We start from the raw sequence: 24,466 nt of genomic DNA, 5'->3' as shown, positions 1-24,466 counted from the left end.
GCCAGCCGACAAGTGCTACTTAAGCTGCTACCACGACAACGCGTACGGTGGCTTCAACTTCGGCGTGCAGGTGCACGGCTACGTCGAATTCGCCTACGTTGCGGATGGTGCCGTTCGGCAGACGAACTTCGCTTTTTGCAACTTCAACGCCAGAGGCGGTCAGTGCATCAGCGATGTCGTGAGTACCGATCGAACCGAACAGCTTGCCTTCGTCACCAGCGGTGGCAGTGATAGTCACTTCCAGCTCAGCCAGTTGGGCGGCACGGCTTTCAGCCGAAGTTTTACGGTCTGCTGCGGCTTTTTCCAGCTCAGCGCGACGCTCTTCGAACGCAGCCAGGTTGGCAGCGGTCGCAGCGGTAGCTTTGCCGTAAGGCAGCAGGTAGTTACGACCGTAACCAGCCTTAACGTTCACTTTGTCACCCAGGTTGCCCAGGTTGGTGACTTTTTCCAGAAGGATCAGTTGCATGTGAAAATCCTCTTAACTTTTAACCTTCACCGTTCGCGCTATCGACGTCTTTCGGCGCCGAACGACCGCGAAAATCAATCAGGCTGTCGACGATGGCCAAGACCACCAGCAACGGATAGATCAGCTGCATGAACAGCAACAGCGTCACGTACAACCCCACCAGCCAGAATCGGCCCAGTCGCTTTTGCGCCACCAGACCGTGAATCAGGGCCAGCCCGGCGAACACCAGCGGTACGCTGCACAACGGCGTCAACATGGCCATCTGTGGACCGATGTTCGGCCCCAGAAGCATGCACGCCAGCAGCAACATCGCTGGTAAAAGCGGGAATCGGATGGCGCGAAACTCGCGACCAAAACCACCCGGGTTGTACAACAACGCCTGCCAGTAGCGCCCGACAATCAGGCTCAGCACACTGACGATTTGCAACAAGGCCGCAATCAGGCCGGTCAGGACCGGTGCAATCAGGGACGCAAAATGCGCTTGCTCATCTACCGACAACTTCTGGTAGACATCACCGAGTAGCGACGGCATGACCTTTATCAAGGCCTGCGCCAGCATCTCGATTTGGGGAGCAAAAGCTGTCCCCAGCACCACTGCAAACACCACTCCCATCGCTATGCTGACCAGCAGCACGCGGTTCCAGGACTCGCTTGCGCGCAAAACCAACGCAAGGCTCGAAGACCCCAGCAGCACCAGAAGTGCCCGTGGGTCGTCGGAGTAAAGCCACCAGATCAACGCCGGCAGCAGTCCCAGAGCAAGTACGCCAAGGGCGTCCTTCAATCCGCGCCGCAGGAGCACAAGGCATCCGGCGGCAGCACCCAACCAATACAACAACGGCAATGTTGCGCATCCAGCCACTACGAGAGTGGCCTGCATACGGCCGCGCATGATGAACTCAGCTAAGGCACGCATGCTTTCAATCCTTTGCTACGTGTCGACTGCCCGGTCTCAGCGGCCGTGGCTGTCGGTGTAGGCCAGCAGGGCCAGGAAGCGGGCGCGCTTGATAGCGGTGGCCAGCTGACGCTGATAACGTGCTTTGGTACCGGTGATACGGCTTGGAACGATTTTGCCGGTCTCGGATACGTAGGCTTTCAGAGTGTTGAGATCTTTGTAATCGATCTCTTTCACGTCTTCAGCGGTGAAGCGGCAGAATTTACGACGACGGAAGAAACGTGCCATTTGATAGGCTCCTTAAAAGGTCCGTGGATTACTCGTCAGCGTTATCGCTGTTGTCGCTGTCATCACTATCAGCGCTTTCAGCGCCTTCGTGCTCAGGACGGTCGCGACGCTCACGGCGCTCACTGCGGTTTTCTTCAGCCTTGAGCATCTCGGATTGGCCGGTAACGGCTTCTTCGCGACGGATGACCAGGTTACGGATCACTGCATCGTTGTAGCGGAAGTTGTCTTCCAGCTCGGCCAGGGCCTTGCCAGTGCACTCAACGTTCAGCATCACGTAGTGAGCCTTGTGAACATTGTTGATTGCGTAGGCCAGTTGACGACGGCCCCAATCTTCCAGACGGTGGATTTTGCCGCCGTCTTCTTCGATCAGCTTGGTGTAACGCTCAACCATGCCGCCGACTTGCTCGCTTTGATCCGGGTGGACCAAAAAGATGATTTCGTAATGACGCATGAATGCTCCTTACGGGTTGTAGCCTGCCGCTCAAAAGCGGTCAGACAAGGAGTGAATGACACTTATGGACTTGCCTGCGATAGACACATGCGTGCCTGCCGTCACAGCAAGGGGCGCAATTGTAGAGAAGGGACAGAAGAGGTGCAAGGCAATTGGTGATTATTTGAACAGTTCGTTCACGCCACCGATCTTGGCATTGGCACAGAACCAATGTGGGAGCGGGCTTGCTCGCGAAAGCCGGTATGTCATTCAGCAAAAATGTTGAATGCCAGACCGATTCGCGAGCAAGCCCGCTCGCACATTTGGATCGCGTACGGCTTAAGACTTTTTGCCGCCCGCAGCAGCCTTGACGCTGCGCTGACGCTGGGCTTCGAACAGACAAACGCCAGTCGCCACAGACACGTTGAGACTGCTGACGCTGCCGGTCATCGGCAGGTGCACCAGGTAGTCGCAAAGATCGCGAGTCAGGCGACGCATGCCGCTGCCTTCCGCGCCCATGATCAGGATGGTCGGGCCGGTCATGTCTTGCTGATACAGGCTCTGCTCAGCCTCGCCCGCCGTACCGACGACCCACAACCCGCGCTGCTTTAGCTTTTCCAAGGTGCGCGCCAGGTTGGTCACGGCGACCAGCGGAATCACTTCCGCCGCGCCACAGGCGACTTTTCGTACCGTCGGGGTCAGCGTGGCTGACTTGTCTTTCGGAACGATCACCGCCAACGCGCCGGCCGCATCGGCCGAACGCAGGCAAGCGCCAAGGTTGTGCGGATCGGTCACGCCGTCGAGCACCAGCAGCAACGGTGCGCCTTCGGTGCGATCGAGCAGTTCGTCGAGCATTGCCTCGCCCCAGACCTGGCTCGGGCTCACGTCTGCCACCACGCCCTGATGCACGCCTTCAACCCAAGCATCCAGCTCACGACGCTCGGCATTGCCAACGGCCACGCGATTTTCCGCAGCGAGCTGGATCAGCGTCTGAACCCGCGGATCACTGCGGCCTTCAGCCAGCCAGATCTGCTTGACGCGTTTCGGGTGGTGACGCAGCAATGCTTCTACCGCATGCACGCCGTAGATTTTTTCCAACTGACTCATGACTTGGCCTTAGGTTTACGCGCCCCGCCACTTTTGGCTGGAGCCGAGCCCGCTTTCGGCGGACCTTTACGGTGTTTGCTTGGCTTGCTGCTGCCGGGAGCCTTGTCAGGCGCCGACCGTCCGGTCTTTCCCCCAGACGCCGCTTTACCACCGCTTTTCGCTTCAGACAGCAACGCCTGTTTCAGTTCACGGCTTTTGCGCAGCTCAGCGTTTTTCGCCGCGGCATCGCTCGGGCGATAGGCTTCGACAACCTTTTCCTTGGCAGGACGACGACCGGTTTTCGCCGGTGCCGGCTCTGCTGCGGTTTTCGCCGTAGTTTTAGCGGCGGGCTCCGTCTTTTCAGTCCCGCGCTTCTTGCGGCCGATCGGCGCGCTGATGGTTTTTTCAGCCATCTCGAAGTCGATCTTGCGCTCGTCGAGGTCGACGCGCATCACGCGCACTTCCACGGTGTCGCCAAGGCGGAAGCTGCGACCGGTACGCTCACCGGCGAGGCGGTGATGCACAGGGTCGAAGTGGTAGTAATCACCCGGCAGCGCGGTGACGTGCACCAGGCCCTCGACGTAGATGTCGGTCAGTTCGACGAACAGACCAAAACCGGTCACGGCAGTGATCACACCCGGGAACGACTCGCCCACGCGGTCTTTCATGAACTCGCACTTGAGCCAGTTCACCACGTCGCGGGTCGCTTCGTCGGCACGGCGTTCGCTCATCGAGCATTGCTCGCCGAGCTGTTCCAGGGTCGCTTCGTCGTACGGATAGATGCGCGCTTTCGGAATGGTCATCGCACCGGCACGGCGAACGTGCGGCGTATCCTGCTTGGAATGGATGACGCTGCGGATCGCCCGGTGCGTGAGCAAGTCCGGGTAGCGGCGAATCGGCGAGGTGAAGTGGGTGTACGCCTCGTAATTCAGGCCGAAGTGGCCCTGGTTATCAGCGCTGTACACCGCCTGGCTCAACGAACGCAGCATGACGGTCTGGATCAGATGGAAATCCGGACGGTCCTTGATGCTGGCCAGCAAGGCCTGGTAATCCTTCGGCGACGGGCCGTCCTTGCCTTTGTGCAGGGACAGGCCGAGCTCACCGAGGAAGGCGCGCAGTTTTTCCAGGCGCTCCGGCGGCGGACCATCGTGGACGCGATACAGCGCAGGAATTTCGTGCTTTTTCAGGAATTCGGCGGTGGCCACGTTGGCCGCCAGCATGCATTCCTCGATCAGCTTGTGCGCATCATTGCGTACGGTCGGACGGATTTCGGCAATCTTGCGCTCGGAACCGAAGATGATCCGGGTTTCCTGCGTTTCGAAATCGATCGCGCCACGCACGTGGCGGGCCGCCAGCAGCACTTTGTACAGTGCGTAAAGCTGCTTCAGATGCGGCAGAACGTCGGTGTATTCGCCACGAAGCTGACGCGCTTCGGTGACTTTCGGCGTCTCCAGCATGGTGCTGACCTTGTTATAGGTCAGACGGGCATGGGAGTGAATCACCGCTTCATAGAAGCAGTAATCGGTCATCTCGCCGGATTTGGAGATGGTCATTTCGCAGACCATGGCCAGGCGATCAACGTGCGGGTTCAGCGAGCACAGGCCGTTGGACAGCTGCTCGGGCAGCATCGGCACTACGCGTTCCGGGAAGTAAACGGAGTTGCCGCGAACCTGGGATTCGTTGTCCAGCGCGGAACCGATCTTCACGTAACTGGAAACGTCGGCAATCGCCACGTACAACTTCCAGCCACCGGAGAACAGGCGCAGTTTGCCCGGCTTGGCTTCGCAGTAGACCGCGTCATCGAAGTCGCGCGCATCTTCACCGTCGATGGTCACGAACGGCAGATGACGCAGGTCGATGCGCTTCTCTTTGTCTTTCTCTTCGACTTCAGGTTTGAGCTTCGCGGCTTCTTTCAACACCGCTTCAGGCCAGACGTGCGGAATATCGTAGGTGCGCAGGGCAACATCGATTTCCATGCCCGGCGCCATGTAGTTGCCCACGACTTCAACCACGTCGCCTTGCGGCTGGAAGCGTGGCGTCGGCCAGTGAGTGATCTTCACTTCGACGAACTGACCGACCTTGGCGTTGGCATTGCGACCCGGCGTGACCAGCACTTCCTGCTGGATCTTCGGATTGTCCGCCACCACGAAGCCGATACCGCCTTCTTCGAAGTAACGGCCGACGATGGTTTCGTGAGCACGCGACACCACTTCGACGATCATGCCTTCACGGCGACCGCGACGGTCCAGGCCGGAAACACGCGCCAGCGCACGGTCGCCATCGAACACCAGACGCATTTGCGCCGGGCTCATGAACAGATCGTCACTGCCGTCGTCCGGGACCAGGAAGCCGAAGCCGTCACGGTGACCGCTGATGCGGCCCAGGATCAGGTCGAGCTTGTCCACCGGCGCATAGGTGCCGCGACGCGTGTAAATAAGCTGAGCATCGCGCTCCATGGCGCGCAGGCGGCGGCGCAGGGCTTCGATCTGGTCTTCTGTGGTCAGACCAAACTCTTCGACCAGCTGCTCGCGGTTAGCAGGCGAACCCCGATCAGCAAGGTGCTGAAGGATCAGTTCGCGGCTAGGAATAGGGTTATCGTATTTTTCCGCTTCACGAGCGGCCTCGGGATCGAGGGACTGCCAATCGGCCATTAGAGAGTTTTCACCTTGTCTATATGCGGGTTAGTTTGGCATAGGCGTAATGAAACGGGAAATTTCAGGCTGTGACAGCCCATCTAAAGCCCTTTATCGACACCGAAAAGCTTACTTGAATGCCACTGGTAATATTTTTCAGGTTTTTTTGATGCCGGGGGTTTACAGTTAAAAAGACGCTCCGTATAGTGCGCGCCATCGACGACGCACTAGCGCTGCCGATACTGCCCAGATGGTGAAATTGGTAGACACGCCAGCTTCAGGTGCTGGTGACCGCAAGGTCGTGGAAGTTCGAGTCTTCTTCTGGGCACCAATTTCGAGCTTGAGATTAGATCAATTTCAAGGCTCACACAAAAACCCGCGAAAGCGGGTTTTTTGCATTCTAAGCTTCAGATTTATTAAAACCAAATCAGGGGTTTACAGATCAAAACGCTCTCCGTATAGTGCGCCACATCAACAGCGGCAACGCTGAAGATTATGCCCAGATGGTGAAATTGGTAGACACGCCAGCTTCAGGTGCTGGTGACCGCAAGGTCGTGGAAGTTCGAGTCTTCTTCTGGGCACCAATTCAAATTTCAGAGCTCACTCTGAAATTTCACAGAAACCCGCGAAAGCGGGTTTTTGCGTTTCTGGCATCCTGAAAAACTCAAGAACAACATTGCACCTGCGGCGAGGGGGCTCGCCCCCATTCGGCTGCGAAGCAGTCGTCAAACCTGAAAATACGGTTTAGCAGAAAAAATGATGGGGCCGCTTCGCGACCCAGCGAGGGCAAGCCCCTCGCCACAAAAGCTCTTTACCCCACAAGAGCGGCGCAGGCCAGCCGCTCTAGCAAAGACATCCGCGCCCCGCAAGGCGCACATGAGAAACAATATCGTTTATCATTGTTGCAAGTTTTTGCAATGCGACAGTGAGGAACCCTGCGAATGATGTTTCGAAATACCCTGCGCCGCGGCCTGACCTTCACCCTGCTCGGCCTGGCACTCGCTACTCCCCTCACCCAGGCTGCTGATCCAGTTTCCCTGACACTCTACAACGGCCAACACAAGGAAGTCGGCGACGCGGTCGCCAAGGCCTTTGAGGCCAAGACCGGCATCCACGTCAATGTGCGCAAAGGCAGCAGCAACCAGCTCGCCAGCCAGGTCGTCGAAGAAGGCGATCGCTCCCCCGCCGACGTGATCTACACCGAAGAATCGCCACCGCTGAACAAACTTGGCGAACAAGGCCTGCTGGCACAAACCGATGCCGCGACCCTCGCCGTCCTGCCGAAAGACTACGTCGCCGGCAACGGCACCTGGATCGGCATCACTGCGCGGGTCCGCGTGGTGGCGTTCAATCCCAAGCTGATCGATGAAAAAGACCTGCCGAAATCGGTGATGGAATTCTCCGACCCGAAATGGCAAGGCAAGGTTGGCTTTGTGCCCACCAGCGGTGCGTTTCAGGAACAAGCCGTGGCGATCATCAAAGTGCATGGCATGGACGCAGCGGAAGAATGGCTGACCGGCCTGCGCGCATTCGGCAAGACCTACAGCAACAACATGGTTGCGCTGAAAGCCGTGGAAAACGGCGAAGTCGCTACCGTGCTGGTCAACAACTACTACTGGTTCGCCTTGCAGCGTGAAAAAGGCCAGCTCGATTCGAAACTGCATTACTTCACCGGCGGTGACGTCGGTGGGTTGATCACTGTTTCCAGTGCCGCCGTGCTGAAATCCAGCAAACACCCAAAGGAAGCCCAGCAATTCCTCGCCTACATGGCCAGCGAAGAAGGCCAGCGCGTGATCACCCAGACCACCGCCGAGTACCCGCTGCACAAAGGCATGCAATCGGATCGCGGCCTCAAGCCGTTCAGCGAGCTTGAAGCACCGAACGTCACGCCAGCCGACCTCGGCAACGCCGAAGAAGCCCTGGACCTGGAACGTGACGTTGGCCTGAACTGATGAGCGCATCGTTATCTGCCCCCGTCTTGCGCGGGGGTTATGTGCCACGGCGCAAGCGGCCATCGATCTGGCTGCTGCTGCCGGTCTTGCTGCTGGTGGTGCTCAGTCTTTTGCCGCTGGCGTACGTCGGACTCAAGACCTGGCAGGCGGGCTGGGCCGAAGCACTGCATCTGTTGTGGCGGCCTTACGTGTTCGGCCTGCTGCGCAACACCCTGGCGCTCATGGTCGGCGTGACGGTTGCCTGCGGAGTGATCGGCTTGTCGCTGGCCTGGCTGCTCGAGCGCAGCAACCTGCGGGGGCGGCGCTTGTGGGGCGTGATTCTGTGTTTGCCGTTCGCGGTCCCGGCCTTCGTCAGCAGCTTCACCTGGGTCTCGCTGAGTGCGCACTTCGAAGGTTTGGGCGGGGCGATTCTGGTGATGACCCTGTCCAAGTATCCGCTGATTTTTTTGCCGGTCGCGGCGACGCTACGCAATCTTGACCCTTCTCTCGAAGAGTCCGCACGGACACTTGGGCACAACCGCTGGGGCGTGTTTTTCAGAATTACGCTGCCGCTGCTTTGGCCGTCGTTGCTCGCCGGCTCGTTGCTGATTGCGTTGCACATGCTCGTGGAATTCGGGGCGCTGTCGATCATTGGCTTGCAGACGTTCACCACGGCGATCTATCAGCAATTCGAACTGGAATTCAGCAACGCCAACGCGGCGATGCTTTCGGCCGTGCTTCTGGCGCTTTGTCTGATGCTGCTGTGGCTGGAGCTGCGAGTGCGCGGCAAAGGTCGACATGTGCGCACCGGCCAGGGCGCCGCGCGCCACGCGGAACAGGTTCGATTAGGGCCCTGGGCTGTCGCCGGACAAGCCTACTGCCTGGCGCTGGCGATCATCGGTAGCGGGATTCCACTGGGAATGCTGGCGTACTGGCTGGCGGTCGGTTCGTCGGCGGCGTTTCCGGTGGCGGCGATCAGCGAGGCATTGTTTTCATCCTTGGCGTTGTCGCTGGGCGGTGCTGCGCTGTGTCTGATCCTGGCCGTGCCGGTAGGGTTGTTGGTCGTTCGCTACAAAGGTCAACTGGCGATCTGGGCCGAGCGATTGCCGTATCTGCTGCATGCGCTGCCAGGCTTGGTGATTGCACTGACGCTGGTGTATTTCGCGCTGCATTATGTGCCGATGCTGTACCAGACGTCGGCGTTGTTGCTGATCGCTTATGCACTGCTGTTTCTGCCACTGGCTCAGGCGCCGATTCGTACGGCGTTGAACAAGGCCGCGCCGCAGCTGGAGGAGGCGGCTCGAACACTGGGGGCGTCATCCTTCAGTGCGTTTTGCCGGGTGACGCTGCCGATCATTTTCCCTGCGCTGGGCGCGGCGTTTGCGTTGGTGTTTCTGGACGCCATGAAGGAACTGACAGCGACGCTGCTGCTGAGTCCGACCGGGCTGAATACGCTGGCGACAGAGGTCTGGGCGCATACCGCGAACGTGGAGTTCGCGGCGGCGGCGCCTTATGCGGCGTTGTTGATATTGGTGTCGGGGTTGCCTGTTTACCTGTTAACAACCCGGATGTATTTGAGCCGCTGAGAATGCCTTCGCGAGCAAGCCCGCTCCCACACTGGATCTGCTGTGGACTCACAATTGGTGAGCACCAGAGATCAAATGTGGGAGCGGGCTTGCTCGCGAAGGGGCCAGCACAGACACCGCATTTCAGGCCCTGAACTGCCCCAGGCTCGCCTTCAACTGCGCCGCCAAGCCATCCAGCACTTTGCCGCTGGCCGTGGTCTCCACCACCGCCTGAGCCGCTTTCTCAGCCTGTGCATGAATGGTTTCAACCCGACCCCGCACCGCCTGCGCGCCCTGCGCCTGATGCGCCGCAGCCTGCGTCGCCAGACCAATCGCCGCATGCACCTGCTCGACCGACACCTGCACCGACTGCTGCAACCGCGCACTGTCGCGCAACACCAGCAAACCTTCGCTGGCCTGACGCCCGGCCTGACCGATCGCGGCAACCGCCTCACGCGCACCTTGCTGCAACGCCACGATGTGCGCCTGAATGTCGCCCGTGGAGCTTTGAGTCTTGCTCGCCAGCGCTCGCACCTCGTCCGCCACCACGGCAAAGCCGCGACCAGTCTCGCCGGCACGCGCCGCTTCAATGGCCGCGTTCAGCGCCAGCAGGTTGGTTTGCTCGGCGATCCCGTGAATCACGGTCAACACCACTTCAATCTGCTCACTCTGCTGCGCCAGTCGCTCGATGACTTTCGCACCGGTATCGACCTGCCCGGCCAACGCTTCGATCAGGCTGCCGACTTTCGCCGAGGTCCGGGTGTTTTCATCGGTGGCCGAACGGATGTCCACCACCTGCTGCAAGGCCGCCTGCATCGCATGGCTTTCAGATTGCGCTTCATCAGCCATTTGCGACAACGCGCGCAGGCTCTCGGCAACCTCGTCACGCTGCATGCCCGCCGCCGCATCGGCACCGGCGTTACGCAGGGTCATGGCGCCAATTTCAACGCCCGTGCGCTGGGCCACATCGCCCGCTTCACGCACGATGGGCTGCAACTTATCCACAAAGCGATTGACCGCCGAGGCCATGTCGCCGATTTCATCCTTGCTGTTGATCTGCACGCGCTTGGTCAGATCACCCTCGCCTGCCGCCAGGTCGTCCATCGCGGCAATCAGCATCTTCAAGCGGTTAACCACTCGACGACCCAAGACCACCGCCAGCAACAGCAACACGCCGCAACCCACCAGCGCCAGGCCCATGCCGATACGCCAGCGCAAGGTCGCCGCGGCTTCCTGCACTGTGCTGGTGGTGTTGGCTTTCATTTCAGAGGCGGTGGACTGAGCAGAGGTCAGGCGCGCCCGCATCGCCGTGGCGCTGTCAGCGGCTGCGCCCTTGAGGCTGTCGCCGACCAGTTGATCACTGCTGGCGATCAGCGCCGAGAAGCGCTTGTCCAGCGCTGCCAGATCGGTTTCTACCGAGGCGGTGGAAACGCCCATCAGAACCTTGCCGATTTCCACGCCATTAGGGTTGATCGAGGCTTCGAGGTAGTAGACCGAAGGATCGTTCTTCGCTGCATCCAGCACTTTGTCCAGCGCGCGCTCGCCCTGGCCTTTCTCCAGAAGGGCCTTGTTGATCGGGTTTTCGCGATTGAGGTAGCGCGTCAGGTGCTGCCCCGTTGCGTCGTCATAGACGACGAACAGCACGCTGGGATTGCGCTGGGCCCGGCGGGCGAATTCGGAGAGGGTCGGGACGTCGCTGTCCCACATGGCGCGGGGCGCGACCGAGGCCAGAAGCTGCGCCATATCATTGGCGGAGTCCTTCAGGTCCTTCTCCAGCGTGGCACGCAGCTGTGCCTGTTCGTCCTTCAGTCGCGAGGTCAAACCGGCCGTGAGGCGCTGACGTGTGCTGGTGGAGAGGTTGTCGAGGCTCGACGAGACTTCACGCCCCGCCTGCTCAAGTTCACCAGAAAGTTTTTGGCTGTCCGCTCCCAGACGCACACCCAGATCGGCTTCCAATGCAGTCACTGTGCTCCGAGTCAGAGCGACAGCCACCAGCACCTGCACCAAAAGGGCGATACCAAGGGTAACGAACACGGGCCGTAATAGACGGCTTTGTAACAATGAGAGAACCGCCGACACTTGATATCCCTCTGCTTTAACGCCATTAAATTGATGGCACGCCAGAAGACATGCTCTTAATGAAGATCACAGCAAAGGTCATGCCGTCCAACAGGCATAAACGACAAAGGACCCGATTAAGGGCCCTTTGCTTTTTACATCAACGACTTATTAAGCGAACGGATGACGCAGAACGATGGTTTCGTTGCGGTCCGGACCCGTCGAAATAATGTCGATCGGCGCACCGATCAGCGCTTCGACGCGTTTGATGTAGGCACGAGCGTTGGCTGGCAGCTCTTCCAGGGTTTTGGCACCCACGGTCGACTCGGTCCAGCCCGGCACTTCTTCGTACACTGGCTGCAGACCCACGTAGCTGTCAGCGTCAGTCGGGGCAACATCGTTACCTTCTGCATCTTTGTAGCCGACGCAGATGTTGATGGTTTCCAGACCGTCGAGTACGTCCAGCTTGGTCAGGCAGATGCCCGAGATGCTGTTCACATCGATAGCGCGACGCAGGATGACAGCGTCGAACCAGCCACAGCGACGGGCACGGCCAGTCGTCGCGCCGAACTCGTGACCTTGTTTGGCCAGGTGCGCACCGACTTCGTCGAACAGTTCAGTCGGGAATGGACCCGAACCTACACGCGTGGTGTAAGCCTTGGTGATGCCCAGGATGTAGTCCAGGAACATCGGGCCAACACCCGAACCGGTAGCAACGCCGCCAGCGGTGGTGTTGGAGCTGGTCACGTACGGATAGGTACCGTGGTCGATGTCCAGCAACGAGCCTTGGGCGCCTTCGAACATGATGTCTTTGCCGGCGCGACGCAGGTCGTGCAACTCGGCCGTCACGTCCAGCATCAGCGGCTTGAGCAGCTCAGCGTATTCTTTGCATTCGGCCAGGGTCTTTTCGAACTCGATGGCAGGCTCTTTGTAGTAACCAACCAGCATGAAGTTGTGGTAATCCACCAGTTCACGCAGCTTGTCTTCAAAGCGCGGCATGTTGAGCAGGTCGCCAACACGCAGGCCACGACGCGCAACCTTGTCTTCGTAGGCCGGGCCGATGCCGCGACCGGTGGTACCGATCTTCAGCTCGCCACGGGCTTTTTCACGGGCCTGGTCCAGTGCAACGTGGAAGGACAGGATCAGCGGGCAGGACGGGCTGATACGCAGGCGCTCACGCACCGGTACGCCTTTCTCTTCCAGCTTGACGATCTCGCGCAGCAAGGCGTCCGGTGCAACCACCACGCCGTTGCCGATCAGGCACCGCACGCCTTCGCGCAGCACGCCCGACGGAATCAGGTGCAAGACGGTTTTTTCGCCATCGATCACCAGGGTGTGACCAGCGTTGTGGCCACCCTGGTAGCGCACTACGGCGGCAGCATGTTCGGTCAGCAGATCAACGATCTTGCCTTTGCCCTCATCACCCCATTGGGTGCCCAGGACTACGACATTCTTACCCATAACACTTGTCCTCATTCGCGCAAACTTGGTGCCGGCCACGGGCCGGCAGGAAAACTCAAGAAGCCAGTGGCGAGACTTGCCACAGCCCGTTCTGCTGAATCAATTGCCGGTCGCAGTCCGCTTCACGGGCGGCGGCCAAAGGTTGCCCAGGCAATGCCTGAACGACACGCTGACCCTCACTGCGCAACTGGCAAACCTGCTGCCAGAGTGCCGCATCCGTACTGTCAGGCATCCAGATACCGCCAGACGGTAGCTCGACTTCAGCACGCCCCAGGGTCACCAGGGTTTTCAAATCGGTAGAGAAACCGGTTGCCGGACGCGCGCGACCGAAGTCGGCGCCGATGTCGTCGTAACGACCGCCCTGGGCAATCGACTGGCCAACGCCCGGTACGAACACTGCGAACACCACACCCGTGTGGTAGTGGTAGCCGCGCAACTCGCCCAGGTCGAAATACAGCGGTAATTCCGGGAAACGCGTGGACAGACGCTCGGCAATCGCCAGCAAATCGTCCAGTGCCGCCAACACTGGCGCCGGCGCATTGGCCAGACGTACGCGCGCAGCCTCAAGGACTTCACGACCGCCACACAGGTCAACCAGCGCTCGCAGCATGCCCGACAGCTCGGCAGGCAAACCTTCGGTCAAGGTAATGACCTCGTCGATGGCTTTGCGTTGCAATGCGTCGAACAACTGTTGTTCAACTTCACCGGACAAACCGGCCGCACGGGCCAGGCCGCGGTAGATGCCGACATGACCGAGATCCATGTGCACATCCGGCACATCGGCGAGTTGCAGCATGGCCAGCATCAGGCTGATGACTTCCACGTCGCTGCTCGGGCTGGCATCGCCGTACAACTCGGCGCCCAGTTGAATCGGGCTGCGCGAGGACGACAAGGCACGCGGCTGAGCGTGCAGCACGCTGCCGGCATAGCACAGGCGGCTCGGACCTTCACGGCGCAGGGTGTGCGCATCGATGCGCGCCACTTGCGGCGTGATGTCGGCACGGAAACCCATTTGCCGGCCCGATTGCGGATCGATGACCTTGAAGGTACGCAGATCGAGGTCCTGGCCCGCGCCGGTCAGCAGGGATTCCAGGTACTCGATATGGGGAGTCACGACAAACTCGTAACCCCAGCTCTGGAACAGATCCAACACCTGACGACGCGCGACTTCAATGCGCGCCGCTTCCGGTGGCAGTACTTCTTCGATGCCATCTGGCAGCAGCCAGCGGTCTACCGTTGCCATTACGCCATTCCCCTATGGTCCGGGCGGCAAGCCTATGGGCGAGCCTTGAGTGAAGCAGAAAATGATCGGCTTTGTTACAAGCCACGCATAAACAACGCGGCGAGGAGCCTGAAAACAAGCTTCGCCAATCACTTTCCTCGAAAAACTGTCGAGTCATTCAACTCGGGCGCCTGCATAAACAACAGCAATCAAACGTGCAGACGCAAAAAAGCCGGGAATTTCCCGGCTGCCGCATCATACACACGTTTTCCCAAAGGATCACCCCGCCCGAGGCTTTAGCCGCCAGGCGGGGGATGATTCAGGTCAACGTCGTATCAAGGCTTGGCTTTTTCCAGGTAACGGAAGAAGTCGCTGCTTGGGTCGAGGACCATGACGTCGGATTTGTTCGCGAAGCTTTCACGGTAGGCGCGCAGGCTACGGTAGAAACCGTAGAACTCCTGATCCTGGCCGTAGGCCTTGGAGTAGATCGCAGCGGCCTGGGCGTCACCATCACCGCGAACCTCTTCGGATTCACGATAGGCTTCAGCCAGCAACACGCGGCGTTGACGATCGGCGTCGGCACGAATGCCTTCCGCCAGCTCGTTACCCTTGGCGCGGTGCTCGCGAGCTTCACGCTCACGCTCGGAACTCATGCGTTCGAAAACGCTGCGGTTCACTTCTTTCGGCAGATCGATGGCCTTGACCCGAACATCGACGACTTCGATGCCCAGCTCTTTTTCCGCCATCTTGTTCAGTGACGCCGTGATATCGGTCATCAGCGCATCGCGCTCACCGGACACCACTTCGTGCAGCGTGCGCTTACCAAACTGGTCACGCAGGCCCGACTCCAGACGACGGGAAAGACGCTCGTCAGCAATCTGCTTGAGGCCGGAGGTTGCGGTGTAGAAGCGCTCGGCATCTTTCACGCGCCACTTGGCGTAGGCATCGACCATGACGGCTTTCTTTTCCAGCGTCAGGAAGCGTTGTGTCGGTGCATCCAGCGTCATCAGGCGTGCGTCGAATTTGCGCACCTGGTTAACGTAAGGCACTTTCACATGCAGGCCCGGCTGAACATCGGCCTGAACCACGCGACCGAACTGCAGCAGCACCGCACGCTCGGTCTGAGCCACGATGTAGAAGCAGTTCCAGGCTGCGATCGCCACGACGACGCCGACAATAAGGGCGATCAGCGATTTATTGCTCATCAGCGACTCTCCCTGGTACGTGCTTGCTGTTGCTGCAGATCGGCTGCACGCACATTCGCTTCATTGCCGGTGGCTGTCGCGCCAGTCACTGTCGTGCTGGTGTTGCGACCACTTTCGACCATCTTGTCCAGCGGCAAGTACAGCAGATTGCTCTGGCCATTCTTGTTGCCGGTCACGAGAACCTTGCTGGTATTGCTGAAGACTTCCTGCATGGTGTCCAGGTACAGACGCTCACGGGTGACTTCAGGGGCCTTGCGGTACTCGCTGACCAATTTGGTGAAACGATCGGCCTCACCCTTGGCGCGCGAGACGGTTTCGTCACGGTAACCATTGGCATCTTCGATGATGCGCTGGGCCTGACCACGGGCTTCCGGCACGACGCCGTTGGCATAGGTTTCAGCCTGGTTGCGCGAACGCTGCTCGTCTTCACGGGCGCGGATCACGTCATCGAAGGCTTCCTGCACTTCACGCGGTGCGGCTGCGCTCTGAACGTTGACCTGGGTGACCGTGATACCGGTGCGATAGGTGTCCATGAAGCGTTGCAGACGCTCCTTGATCTCGCTGGCCATCAATTCACGACCTTCGGTCAGCACCTGATCCATCGCGGTGGAACCCACCACATGGCGCAAGGCACTTTCGGTCGCGTGCTGCAGGCTGATTTCCGGCTGATCAACGCTCAGCACGAAGTCCTGCAGGTTGCTGATCTTGTACTGCACGGTCAGCGGCACTTCGACGATGTTTTCGTCTTCAGTCAGCATTTGACCCTGCTTGGTGTAGGCACGCTCACGCGTGACGTTTTCCAGGTACTTGCGATCGAGCGGCGGGAAATAGATGTTCAGACCCGGGCCAACGGTTTCGTAGTACTTGCCGAAGCGCAGCACCACGGCTTGCTCCTGCTCGTCGACGACGTAGACCGCGCTGTACAGCCAAACGGCCGCCAGCACGACAAGGCCGATGCCGAGCAAGCCGCCGAAGCCGCCACTCCTGCCCGAACCACCGCCGTCATCACCGCGTTTCTTACCACCACCGAACAACCCGTTCAGGCTTTCCTGCAGCTTTCGGAAGGCCTCGTCGAGATCCGGTGGTCCCTTGCGGTCGCCGTTATTGCGGCGCTTGCCACCCCAAGGATCCTGATTATTCGAGTTGCCACCCGGCTCATTCCAAGCCATAGCGCTCTCCATCTGATAAAGCAAAGACGCACCCACGGCGCGCCGACCAATGCTACAGAATGCCTGTCACCACGGCACAACCGCTTTCTCAGGCTTTTATTGCAAAGTGTGTTGCTCGATGAACTCTGTCGGCACAACGCCTTCACGGCTGACCAGCCGATTGAGCTCCGAGCGCGGCAATCGAACGGCCAGCAAGCTGACACCTTCTTCGTCGTGTTCTTCTTTCTGCACCGCTCCGAGTTCGAAGAACTGCGCACGCAGTCGAGCGAATCGTTGCGGCAAGCGCAAGGTACCGATAAACAACTCACTGCCCAACAACTCGGCAATGGCTTGCTCAAGCAACTCCAGACCACTGCCATCACGCGCCGACAGCCAGACCCGTTGGGGCTTGCCGTCTGCGTCGCGCTGGATTTGCGGCTCAACACCTTCAAGCAAATCGAGTTTGTTATAGACCTCGAGGATCGGCAAGTCCTGGGCACCAATCTCGCCCAGCACCACCATCACCTGCTCGATCTGCAACATGCGATCCGGTTCGGCCGCATCGATCACGTGCAACAGCAGGTCGGAGTTGCTCGATTCTTCGAGGGTAGACCGGAATGCCTCGACCAGCTTGTGGGGCAAGTGGCGAATGAAACCCACCGTGTCAGCCAGGACAATCGGCCCCAGGTCGTCCAGTTCCAGACGGCGCAAGGTCGGGTCCAGCGTGGCAAACAACTGGTCAGCCGCGTACACGTCGGATTTCGTCACGTTATTGAAGAGTGTGGATTTACCGGCGTTGGTATACCCCACCAAAGACACGGTAGGGATATCCGCACGCGTACGACCACGTCGCGACTGTTCGCGCTGGCTGCGCACTTTTTCCAGCCGGCCCTTGATCTGTCGCAGGCGAACCCGCAGCAAGCGGCGGTCGGTTTCCAGCTGGGTTTCACCCGGGCCACGCATGCCGATACCGCCACCTTGACGCTCAAGGTGAGTCCAGCCACGAACCAGCCGGGTGCTCATGTGGTCAAGCTGGGCCAGTTCTACCTGGAGCTTGCCTTCATGGGTACGGGCGCGCTGGGCGAAAATATCGAGAATCAGACCGGTGCGGTCGATCACGCGACACTCGAAAACACGTTCGAGGTTACGTTCCTGACTGGGCGTGAGGATGTGATTGAAAATCACCAGATCTGCCTTTTCGGCATGGACCAGGTCGCGTAGCTCCTCGACCTTGCCGCTACCGATCAGGAATTTGGCGGTTGGCCGATGACGCGGCACGTTAAAAAACGCAACGGTCTCGGCGCCGGCCGAATTAGCCAATTCCTGAAACTCCTGCGGATCTTCGCGCGCCTCAGGGTCCTGTCCATCCAAGTGAACGAGGATCACTCGCTCACCACCACCGTGGCGCTCAAAGAACAAAGGAGACTCCTATCAGGCGTTACCTGGCTCAGCGTCGCCTGCCTCGGATTCGGTTGCGCTAGGCAGACGAATTGGACGAACCGGCACCACTGTAGAGATAGCGTGTTTGTAAACCATCTGGCTGACGGTGTTCTTCAGCAGGATAACGAACTGGTCGAAAGACTCGATCGTGCCTTGCAGCTTGATACCGTTGACCAGGTAGATGGAAACCCCCACTTTCTCTTTACGTAAAGTATTCAAGTAAGGGTCTTGTAGCGAATGCCCTTTTGACATGTGCCGCACTCCTTTAAGGATTCAATATAAAAAATAGGTAAACAGATGGCTTGTGGCCGTCACACCCCCAAGGATAGACGGCAATTGCAAGGACTCAGCTCAATATGGAGATGGTCCCCAGGTATTTCAAGGCGCGCGGCAGATTGTCGCAATCCAGGCTGTCCAACCAGTGTAAATCAGCCCAGCTGCGCAGCCAGGTGAACTGACGCTTTGCCAATTGGCGCGTGGCAATGATTCCACGCTCCTGCATCTCGGCTTGCGTCAGCTTGCCATCCAGGTAGTCCCAGACTTGTCGGTAGCCTACCGCACGTATAGACGGCAACCCTGAATGCAGGTCACTTCGCTCACGCAGGGCTACGACCTCGTCAATGAATCCCTGTTCCAACATTAAAGTGAATCTTTGTTTAATTCGCTCGTGCAGTACCTGGCGATTCGCCGGAGCAATGGCCAAGTTCGCGACAGTATAGGGCAATTGTTGCAGTCCCGAAGCGGCTGCTTCAGTACTTTGCGCACTTTGTCGCTGTCGCAGCTCGGTCATGCTCTGACCGCTGACGCGATAAACTTCCAGCGCTCGACTGAGGCGCTGGGGATCGTTCGGGTGAATACGCGCGGCAGATTGTGGGTCGATAATCGCCAGTTGGTCATGCAGGGCTTGCCAGCCAAGGCGTGCGGCCTCTTCTTCGATCTGCGCGCGGACTTCAGGATCGGCGGCCGGCATGTCCGCCAGACCTTCAACCAAAGCCTTGTAATAGAGCATTGTGCCGCCCACCAGCAGCGGAATTTTGCCGCGCGCGGTGATGTCGGCCATGGCCTCGAGGGCGTCACGGCGGAAATCCGCAGCGGAATAGCTCTCTGCCGGGTCGAGAATGTCGATCAGACGGTGGGGGAATTCGGCCAGAATCTCTTTCGAAGGCTTGGCGGTGCCGATGTCCATGCCGCGATAGACCAGCGCCGAATCGACACTGATCAACTCGCAAGGCAGGACTTTGGTGAGCTCGATGGCCAGGTCGGTCTTGCCCGCTGCGGTCGGGCCCATCAGGAAAATCGCAGGAGGGAGCTGGCTCATCAACGACCGCGCAGGAACAGTTTGTCCAGATCGTCCAGGCCCAATTGGGTCCAGGTCGGTCGGCCATGGTTGCATTGACCGCTGCGTTCGGTGTTTTCCATATCACGCAGCAGACCGTTCATTTCCGGCAGGGCCAGACGCCGATTCGCCCGAATCGCGCCGTGACAGGCCATGGTGCCGAGCAATTCGTTCAGGTGGGCCTGGATTCGGTCGCTGGTGCCGTATTCCATCAGATCGGCCAGCACATCGCTGACCAGCCGGTTGGCTTCCGCCTGCTTGAGCAAGGCTGGAATCTGCCGAATGGCCAGTGTTTCCGGGCCCAGACGCTGCAACTCAAAGCCCAGACGCTGGAACCATGCGACGTTTTCTTCGGCGCAATCGCCTTCGCGCTCGCTCACGGCCAAGGATTCCGGCACCAACAGCGGCTGGCCGCTCAGGCCTTCGCTGGCCATGGCGATTTTCAGGCGTTCGTACATGATCCGCTCGTGCGCCGCGTGCATGTCCACCAGCACCAGGCCCTGAGCGTTTTCCGAAAGAATGTAGATGCCTTTGAGCTGCGCCAGCGCATAACCCAGCGGGGGAATATCGTCCTGCCCGGCCGGAAGCGCGACCGCATTGGCTTCTGGCAACGGCGCAAAGAACTCACGATACGCGGCCTGGGCTTCAGCCGCAGGCACACCCGACTGAGGGCGCGGCGTGTACTGATACTGATAACCGGCGCCAGCGCCGGAACCCGCAGCGGTGTTGAACGACGGTTGTGCCTGAGGCTGCTCCAGCAGCGCATTGGCCGCCAGGCGCATTTCGCCTTGCGGACCGAACTCACCCGCATCAAGGCCGGTCGGTCGAACAATGGCCGTTGCCACCGGCGCCGCCAGATGATCATCCGGCCGCACATCGCCCAAGGCGCGGTGCAGGGTGCCGTAGAGGAAATCGTGGACCATGCGTCCGTCACGGAAGCGCACTTCGTGTTTGGTCGGGTGCACGTTGACGTCGACGCCTGCCGGGTCGACTTCGAAAAACAGCACGAACGTCGGATGCCGGCCGTTGAACAGCACGTCGCGATACGCCTGGCGTACCGCGTGGGCCACCAGTTTGTCGCGCACGGCACGGCCGTTCACGAAGAAATACTGCAAGTCCGCCTGACTGCGGTTGAACGTCGGCAAGCCAACCCAACCCCATAAATGCAGACCATTGCGTTCGATCTCGATCGGCAGCGCCTGCTCGAGAAAACCCGAACCGCAAATCGCCGCCACACGCCGGGCGCGGGCCGCATCATCGTGGGCTTCGTGCAGGCTGAGGATGGTTTTGCCGTTGTGGCGCAAATGGAACGCCACATCGAAGCGCGCCAACGCCAGACGCTTGATCACTTCTTGCAGGTGATCGAATTCGGTTTTTTCAGTCTTGAGGAATTTGCGTCGCGCCGGGGTGTTGAAGAACAGGTCGCGCACTTCCACCGATGTACCCACCGGATGCGCGGCTGGCTGCACGCGAGGCGCCATGTCCCGGCCTTCGGTTTCAACCTGCCACGCCTGATCGGCATCGCGGGTGCGGGACGTCAAGGTCAGGCGCGCCACCGAGCTGATCGAGGCGAGTGCTTCACCGCGAAACCCGAGGCTCATGACCTGTTCAAGATCTTCCAGGTTGCGGATCTTGCTGGTGGCGTGGCGCGCCAGGGCCAGCGGCAGGTCATCGGCAGAAATGCCGCTGCCGTCGTCGCGGACCCGCAGCAACTTGACGCCGCCCTGCTCGACATCGACATCGATACGTTTGGCACCGGAGTCGAGACTGTTTTCCAGCAGCTCCTTGATTACCGAAGCCGGGCGCTCAACCACCTCGCCGGCGGCAATCTGGTTCGCCAGTCGTGGGCTGAGCAGCTCGATGCGAGCGCTATTGATCACGGCCTGATTCATTCTTTGGACGCCAGTTCAGTGCCGGGAATGGTCAGGGTCTGACCGATCTTCAGTTCGTCACTCTTCAGGTTGTTGGCACTGCGCAAGGTGGCCGGGGACACCTGATAACGCACGGCAATCATCGCCAGGGTCTCGCCCGGGCTGACCCGGTGATCCCGTGGTCCCTGGGCGATCTTGCCGGAATCACGCAACCAGGCGATGTAAGTGCCCGGCGGAGGATTCTGCTGGAAGAACTGACGCACGCCGCTGCTGATCGAGCGTGCCAGCGCTTGCTGGTGGCTGGCCGCCGCGAGCTTCGACGCTTCGTTGGCGTTGGAGATGAACCCGGTTTCCACCAGGATCGACGGGATGTCCGGCGACTTCAACACCATGAACCCGGCTTGCTCCACCCGTTGTTTGTGCAGTGGCGTCACGCGACCAATGTTGCTCAGTACTTTTTGCCCAACGTTCAGGCTGGAGGTCAGGGACGCGGTCATCGACAGGTCGAGCAGAACGCCTGCGAGCATGCGGTCCTTGTCGTCGAGGCTGACGTTGCCGGCACCGCCGATCAAGTCGGAGCGGTTTTCACTGTCGGCCAGCCAACGGGCCGTTTCCGACGTGGCGCCGCGATCAGACAAGGCGAACACCGACGCACCGAACGCAGCCGCCGAAGGCGCGGCGTCGGCGTGGATCGAGACGAAGAGGTCGGCGCCCTTCTTGCGGGCGATTTCTGTACGGCCGCGCAACGGGATGAAGTAGTCACCGGTGCGGGTCAGTTCGGCACGGAAGCCTTTCATGCCGTTGACCTGACGCTGCAATTCTCGAGCGATGGCCAGCACCACGTCTTTTTCACGCTGGCCGCGCGAGCCGGAGGCGCCCGGGTCTTCACCGCCGTGGCCGGCATCGATGACCACGATGATGTCGCGCTTGCCGGCCGGAGCGGGCGGCAGCTTGACCGGTGGGTCTACCGGGGTGACCGGAACCGGGGCGACCGTCGCTACGTTGGTCGGTGGCGGGATCGGCGCGGCGTCGGCCGCGTTATCGAACAGATCGACCACCAGGCGATTGCCGTACTGGGCGTTTGGCGCCAGGGTAAAGCTTTTGGGCGTGACGGCTTTTTTCAGGTCGATGACCACGCGCAAGTCGGTCGGCGTGCGTTGGGCCGAGCGCATGGCGGTGATTGGCGTATTCGAAGCATTGACGTTCAAGGGTGCGCCGAGGGTCGCACCATTGATGTCGATCACCAGCCGGTCCGGGGATGTCAGGGTGAAAACGCTGTGTTGCACCGGCCCGGTCAGGTCGAACACCAACCGTGTGTTGTCCGGCGCCCGCCACAGGCGAACGCTGTTGACCTTTGTTTCAGCCACAGCGTCGACGGTCACCGCCAAAAACAACATCCCTACGGCAGCTACCATCGCGCGAAAGCGCATACCTGACCCCATCATCTAATTGGATTCCAATGCCAAAGCGGCACACCACGACTCGCCACGCGAGCCCTGGGACAAAATTTTCAGCGAACGCCCGCTGTCTTGCGGGCTAATGGTAATGGTCAGGTCGGGCTTTGGCAAAAAGCCTGCACCCTTTTCGGGCCACTCGATGAGGCATAACGCGTCATCTTCGAAGTAGTCGCGGATACCGAGGTACTCCAGCTCTTCCGGGTCGACCAAGCGATAGAGATCGAAATGGAAGGCGCGGATGTCGCCGATCTCGTAGGGTTCGACCAGTGTGAAGGTCGGACTTTTCACCGCGCCGACATGCCCCAGTCCGCGAATGATGCCCCGCGACAACGTGGTTTTCCCCGCCCCCAGATCCCCTTCCAGAAAAATCAGACCGTGCCCTTGAGTGGTTTTTGCGATGCGCTCGCCAAAGGCGGTCATCGCCTCTTCATCAGCCAGGTACAGGGTTACTTCAGACACGGCGCTTGCTCCTCCAACAACTGACGAATGGCTGGAATCAGATCACTGGCCGCCAGCCCACGGCCCGATTTACCTTGTTGCGCACCGGCATTGGCGTGTAGCCAGACCGCCAGGCAAGCGGCGTCGAAGGCATTCATGCCTTGCGCCAGCAATGCGCCAACCAGTCCCGCCAGCACATCGCCCAAACCGGCGGTGGCCATGGCCGGATGGCCTTGATGACACACCGCCAGGCGCCCGTCCGGACTGGCGATCAGGCTGCCGGCGCCTTTTAGAATCACTACGGCGGTGTATTTTTTGCTCAATGCGTGAGCGGCGGACGGACGGTCGGCCTGAACCTCAGCGGTACTTATCCCGAGCAGCCGCGCCGCCTCCCCCGGATGCGGGGTGATCACGCAGTCGCTGGGCAAGCTCACACGTTCTTCGGCCAGCATGTTCAGCGCGTCGGCATCCCAAACCTGCGGCAACGGTGCATTGGCCGCCGCCGACAACAGGCTGCGCCCCCACGAAGCCTGCCCGAGGCCCGGCCCCACTACCAGCACGGAAACCTTTTGCAGCAATCCCATCAACTGATTGGCTGACGAAGTGCCGAGTACCATGGCTTCGGGGATTCGCGCCAGTGCAGCCGGCACATGCTCGCTGCGGGTGGCGACCGACACCATGCCGGCGCCACTGCGCAGGGCACTTTGCGCGCTCAACAAAATGGCACCGCCGAAACCGCGATCCCCCCCGATCAGCAAGACATGGCCGAATTTGCCTTTATGGGCAGTCGGCGCGCGACCCGCCAGACGCGGCAAATTGACGGCCGTCAGGCGACGTGCACTGATGGCAACCCCGCTGAACGACTCGGGGGATGCCTGCAGATCATTGAAAACCAACTCACCCACCACGTCCGCCGCTTCGCCCGTGAACAGACCCAACTTCAAACCAATGAAAGTCACGGTCATATCCGCCCGAACGGCCACGCCCAGCACGCGTCCTGTATCGGCACACAGCCCCGAAGGAATATCCACGGCGGCAACCGGCAGGTCGCTGGCATTGATCGCGGCGATGACACTGGCGTAAGGCTCTCGCACCTCGCCTGTCAGACCGGTGCCCAGCAAGGCGTCCAGCACGACACCGCGCAACCCGGATTGCGCGCTCCAGGCTTGAATGGCGACGCCTTCGGACAGCGCCTCGGCGTGGGCCAGCCCGGCATCGCCCTGCAAACGCTGGGGATCCCCGGCCGCCAACACGCGCACATGCCAGCCGGCACGTCGGGCCAGAACCGCCACCAGATAGCCATCGCCGGCATTGTTACCGTGACCGGCGACCACCGTCAGTTCGTTGGCCGTCGGCCACTGCCGGACCAACGCACGCCAGGTCGCCCGCGCCGCACGCTGCATCAATTCGAAGCCCTGTGTACCCGCCGCAATCAGGCTCGCATCGAGGGCTCGCACTTGCGCGGCGCTGTACAGCGCGTCGGGTAAATCATCTTTAGTGTGCGGCATGCGTCTTCGGGCTCCGATGTCTGGCAGAATT

20 protein-coding genes and 2 tRNA genes are annotated in these 24,466 nt (G+C 60.1%); 4 read left to right on the top strand and 18 right to left on the bottom strand.

What is annotated here, in order from left to right; genetic code table 11:
• Window positions 1-19 precede the first annotated feature (19 nt).
• From rplI to rnr, 6 genes are all read right to left on the bottom strand, one after another.
• Window positions 20-466 (bottom strand): 50S ribosomal protein L9, encoded by a 447-nt coding sequence (rplI, locus tag J2Y86_RS20620; RefSeq protein ID WP_003197251.1) that lies wholly within the window; start codon window positions 464-466, stop codon window positions 20-22.
• A 19-nt stretch (window positions 467-485) separates the two neighbouring features.
• The gene (locus J2Y86_RS20615) at window positions 486-1,379 is read right to left on the bottom strand and encodes a hypothetical protein (protein ID WP_253435585.1); all 894 of its coding nucleotides are present in this window, start codon (window positions 1,377-1,379) and stop codon (window positions 486-488) included.
• Between the two features lie 36 nt (window positions 1,380-1,415).
• Window positions 1,416-1,646 (bottom strand): 30S ribosomal protein S18, encoded by a 231-nt coding sequence (rpsR, locus tag J2Y86_RS20610; RefSeq protein WP_002551829.1) that lies wholly within the window; start codon window positions 1,644-1,646, stop codon window positions 1,416-1,418.
• Window positions 1,647-1,674: 28 nt separating this feature from the next.
• On the bottom strand, window positions 1,675-2,097 hold the full coding sequence (gene rpsF / locus J2Y86_RS20605) for a 30S ribosomal protein S6 (RefSeq protein WP_003217491.1): 423 nt from the start codon (window positions 2,095-2,097) through the stop codon (window positions 1,675-1,677).
• A gap of 318 nt (window positions 2,098-2,415) precedes the next feature.
• Window positions 2,416-3,183, bottom strand: coding sequence for a 23S rRNA (guanosine(2251)-2'-O)-methyltransferase RlmB (gene rlmB, locus J2Y86_RS20600; protein WP_253435582.1), 768 nt, complete (start codon window positions 3,181-3,183; stop codon window positions 2,416-2,418).
• Entirely contained in the window at window positions 3,180-5,813 is a 2,634-nt protein-coding gene (gene rnr / locus J2Y86_RS20595; protein WP_253435579.1) for a ribonuclease R, read from the bottom strand. Before rnr ends, rlmB begins: the two co-directional genes overlap by 4 nt.
• A 226-nt stretch (window positions 5,814-6,039) precedes the next feature.
• Between rnr and J2Y86_RS20590 the strand changes: the two genes are divergently transcribed.
• From J2Y86_RS20590 to J2Y86_RS20575, 4 genes are all read left to right on the top strand, one after another.
• A tRNA-Leu gene (locus J2Y86_RS20590) sits at window positions 6,040-6,126 on the top strand.
• Window positions 6,127-6,292: 166 nt separating this feature from the next.
• A tRNA-Leu gene (locus tag J2Y86_RS20585) sits at window positions 6,293-6,379 on the top strand.
• 357 nt (window positions 6,380-6,736) lie between these two features.
• Window positions 6,737-7,747 carry an extracellular solute-binding protein gene (locus tag J2Y86_RS20580; protein ID WP_253435576.1) on the top strand — a complete coding sequence of 337 codons (1,011 nt, stop codon included), beginning with the start codon at window positions 6,737-6,739 and terminating at the stop codon, window positions 7,745-7,747.
• Entirely contained in the window at window positions 7,747-9,312 is a 1,566-nt protein-coding gene (locus J2Y86_RS20575; protein WP_253435573.1) for an ABC transporter permease, read from the top strand. The genes J2Y86_RS20580 and J2Y86_RS20575 overlap by 1 nt, the downstream gene beginning before the upstream one ends.
• A gap of 123 nt (window positions 9,313-9,435) precedes the next feature.
• On the opposite strand, the gene J2Y86_RS20570 is transcribed toward J2Y86_RS20575, so the two are convergent.
• The 12 genes from J2Y86_RS20570 to J2Y86_RS20515 all read right to left on the bottom strand — a co-directional run bounded on the left by J2Y86_RS20570 (window position 9,436) and on the right by J2Y86_RS20515 (window position 24,435).
• Complete coding sequence (locus J2Y86_RS20570) at window positions 9,436-11,370, bottom strand: methyl-accepting chemotaxis protein (protein WP_253435570.1); 1,935 nt, start codon at window positions 11,368-11,370, stop codon at window positions 9,436-9,438.
• Window positions 11,371-11,520: 150 nt separating this feature from the next.
• Window positions 11,521-12,810 (bottom strand): adenylosuccinate synthase, encoded by a 1,290-nt coding sequence (locus tag J2Y86_RS20565; RefSeq protein WP_253435567.1) that lies wholly within the window; start codon window positions 12,808-12,810, stop codon window positions 11,521-11,523.
• Window positions 12,811-12,865: 55 nt separating this feature from the next.
• Complete coding sequence (locus tag J2Y86_RS20560; protein WP_253435564.1) at window positions 12,866-14,053, bottom strand: ATP phosphoribosyltransferase regulatory subunit; 1,188 nt, start codon at window positions 14,051-14,053, stop codon at window positions 12,866-12,868.
• 314 nt (window positions 14,054-14,367) lie between these two features.
• A complete protein-coding gene (gene hflC, locus J2Y86_RS20555; protein WP_059405812.1) occupies window positions 14,368-15,237 on the bottom strand; it encodes a protease modulator HflC in 870 nt (289 codons plus the stop codon).
• Window positions 15,237-16,406, bottom strand: a complete 1,170-nt coding sequence (gene hflK, locus J2Y86_RS20550) for an FtsH protease activity modulator HflK (RefSeq protein WP_253435561.1) — start codon at window positions 16,404-16,406, stop codon at window positions 15,237-15,239. Before hflK ends, hflC begins: the two co-directional genes overlap by 1 nt.
• Before the next feature lie 96 nt (window positions 16,407-16,502).
• Window positions 16,503-17,804, bottom strand: coding sequence for a ribosome rescue GTPase HflX (hflX, locus tag J2Y86_RS20545; RefSeq protein WP_253435558.1), 1,302 nt, complete (start codon window positions 17,802-17,804; stop codon window positions 16,503-16,505).
• 12 nt (window positions 17,805-17,816) lie between these two features.
• Window positions 17,817-18,077, bottom strand: a complete 261-nt coding sequence (gene hfq, locus J2Y86_RS20540; protein WP_007902656.1) for an RNA chaperone Hfq — start codon at window positions 18,075-18,077, stop codon at window positions 17,817-17,819.
• Window positions 18,078-18,171: 94 nt separating this feature from the next.
• Entirely contained in the window at window positions 18,172-19,143 is a 972-nt protein-coding gene (gene miaA, locus J2Y86_RS20535; protein WP_084319340.1) for a tRNA (adenosine(37)-N6)-dimethylallyltransferase MiaA, read from the bottom strand.
• Window positions 19,143-21,053 carry a DNA mismatch repair endonuclease MutL gene (gene mutL, locus J2Y86_RS20530; RefSeq protein ID WP_301308769.1) on the bottom strand — a complete coding sequence of 637 codons (1,911 nt, stop codon included), beginning with the start codon at window positions 21,051-21,053 and terminating at the stop codon, window positions 19,143-19,145. Before mutL ends, miaA begins: the two co-directional genes overlap by 1 nt.
• Complete coding sequence (locus J2Y86_RS20525) at window positions 21,050-22,429, bottom strand: N-acetylmuramoyl-L-alanine amidase (protein ID WP_437180691.1); 1,380 nt, start codon at window positions 22,427-22,429, stop codon at window positions 21,050-21,052. The genes mutL and J2Y86_RS20525 overlap by 4 nt, the downstream gene beginning before the upstream one ends.
• 48 nt (window positions 22,430-22,477) lie before the next feature.
• Window positions 22,478-22,948 (bottom strand): tRNA (adenosine(37)-N6)-threonylcarbamoyltransferase complex ATPase subunit type 1 TsaE, encoded by a 471-nt coding sequence (gene tsaE, locus J2Y86_RS20520; RefSeq protein ID WP_253435555.1) that lies wholly within the window; start codon window positions 22,946-22,948, stop codon window positions 22,478-22,480.
• Window positions 22,936-24,435 carry an NAD(P)H-hydrate dehydratase gene (locus tag J2Y86_RS20515; RefSeq protein ID WP_253435535.1) on the bottom strand — a complete coding sequence of 500 codons (1,500 nt, stop codon included), beginning with the start codon at window positions 24,433-24,435 and terminating at the stop codon, window positions 22,936-22,938. The genes tsaE and J2Y86_RS20515 overlap by 13 nt, the downstream gene beginning before the upstream one ends.
• Window positions 24,436-24,466: the final 31 nt, after the last annotated feature.

The sequence above is a fragment of the Pseudomonas migulae genome (assembly GCF_024169315.1).
GTDB lineage: Bacteria > Pseudomonadota > Gammaproteobacteria > Pseudomonadales > Pseudomonadaceae > Aquipseudomonas > Aquipseudomonas migulae_B.
Note: the sequence above shows the minus strand (reverse complement) of the source record. Positions and strands in the feature narration are given on the sequence as shown.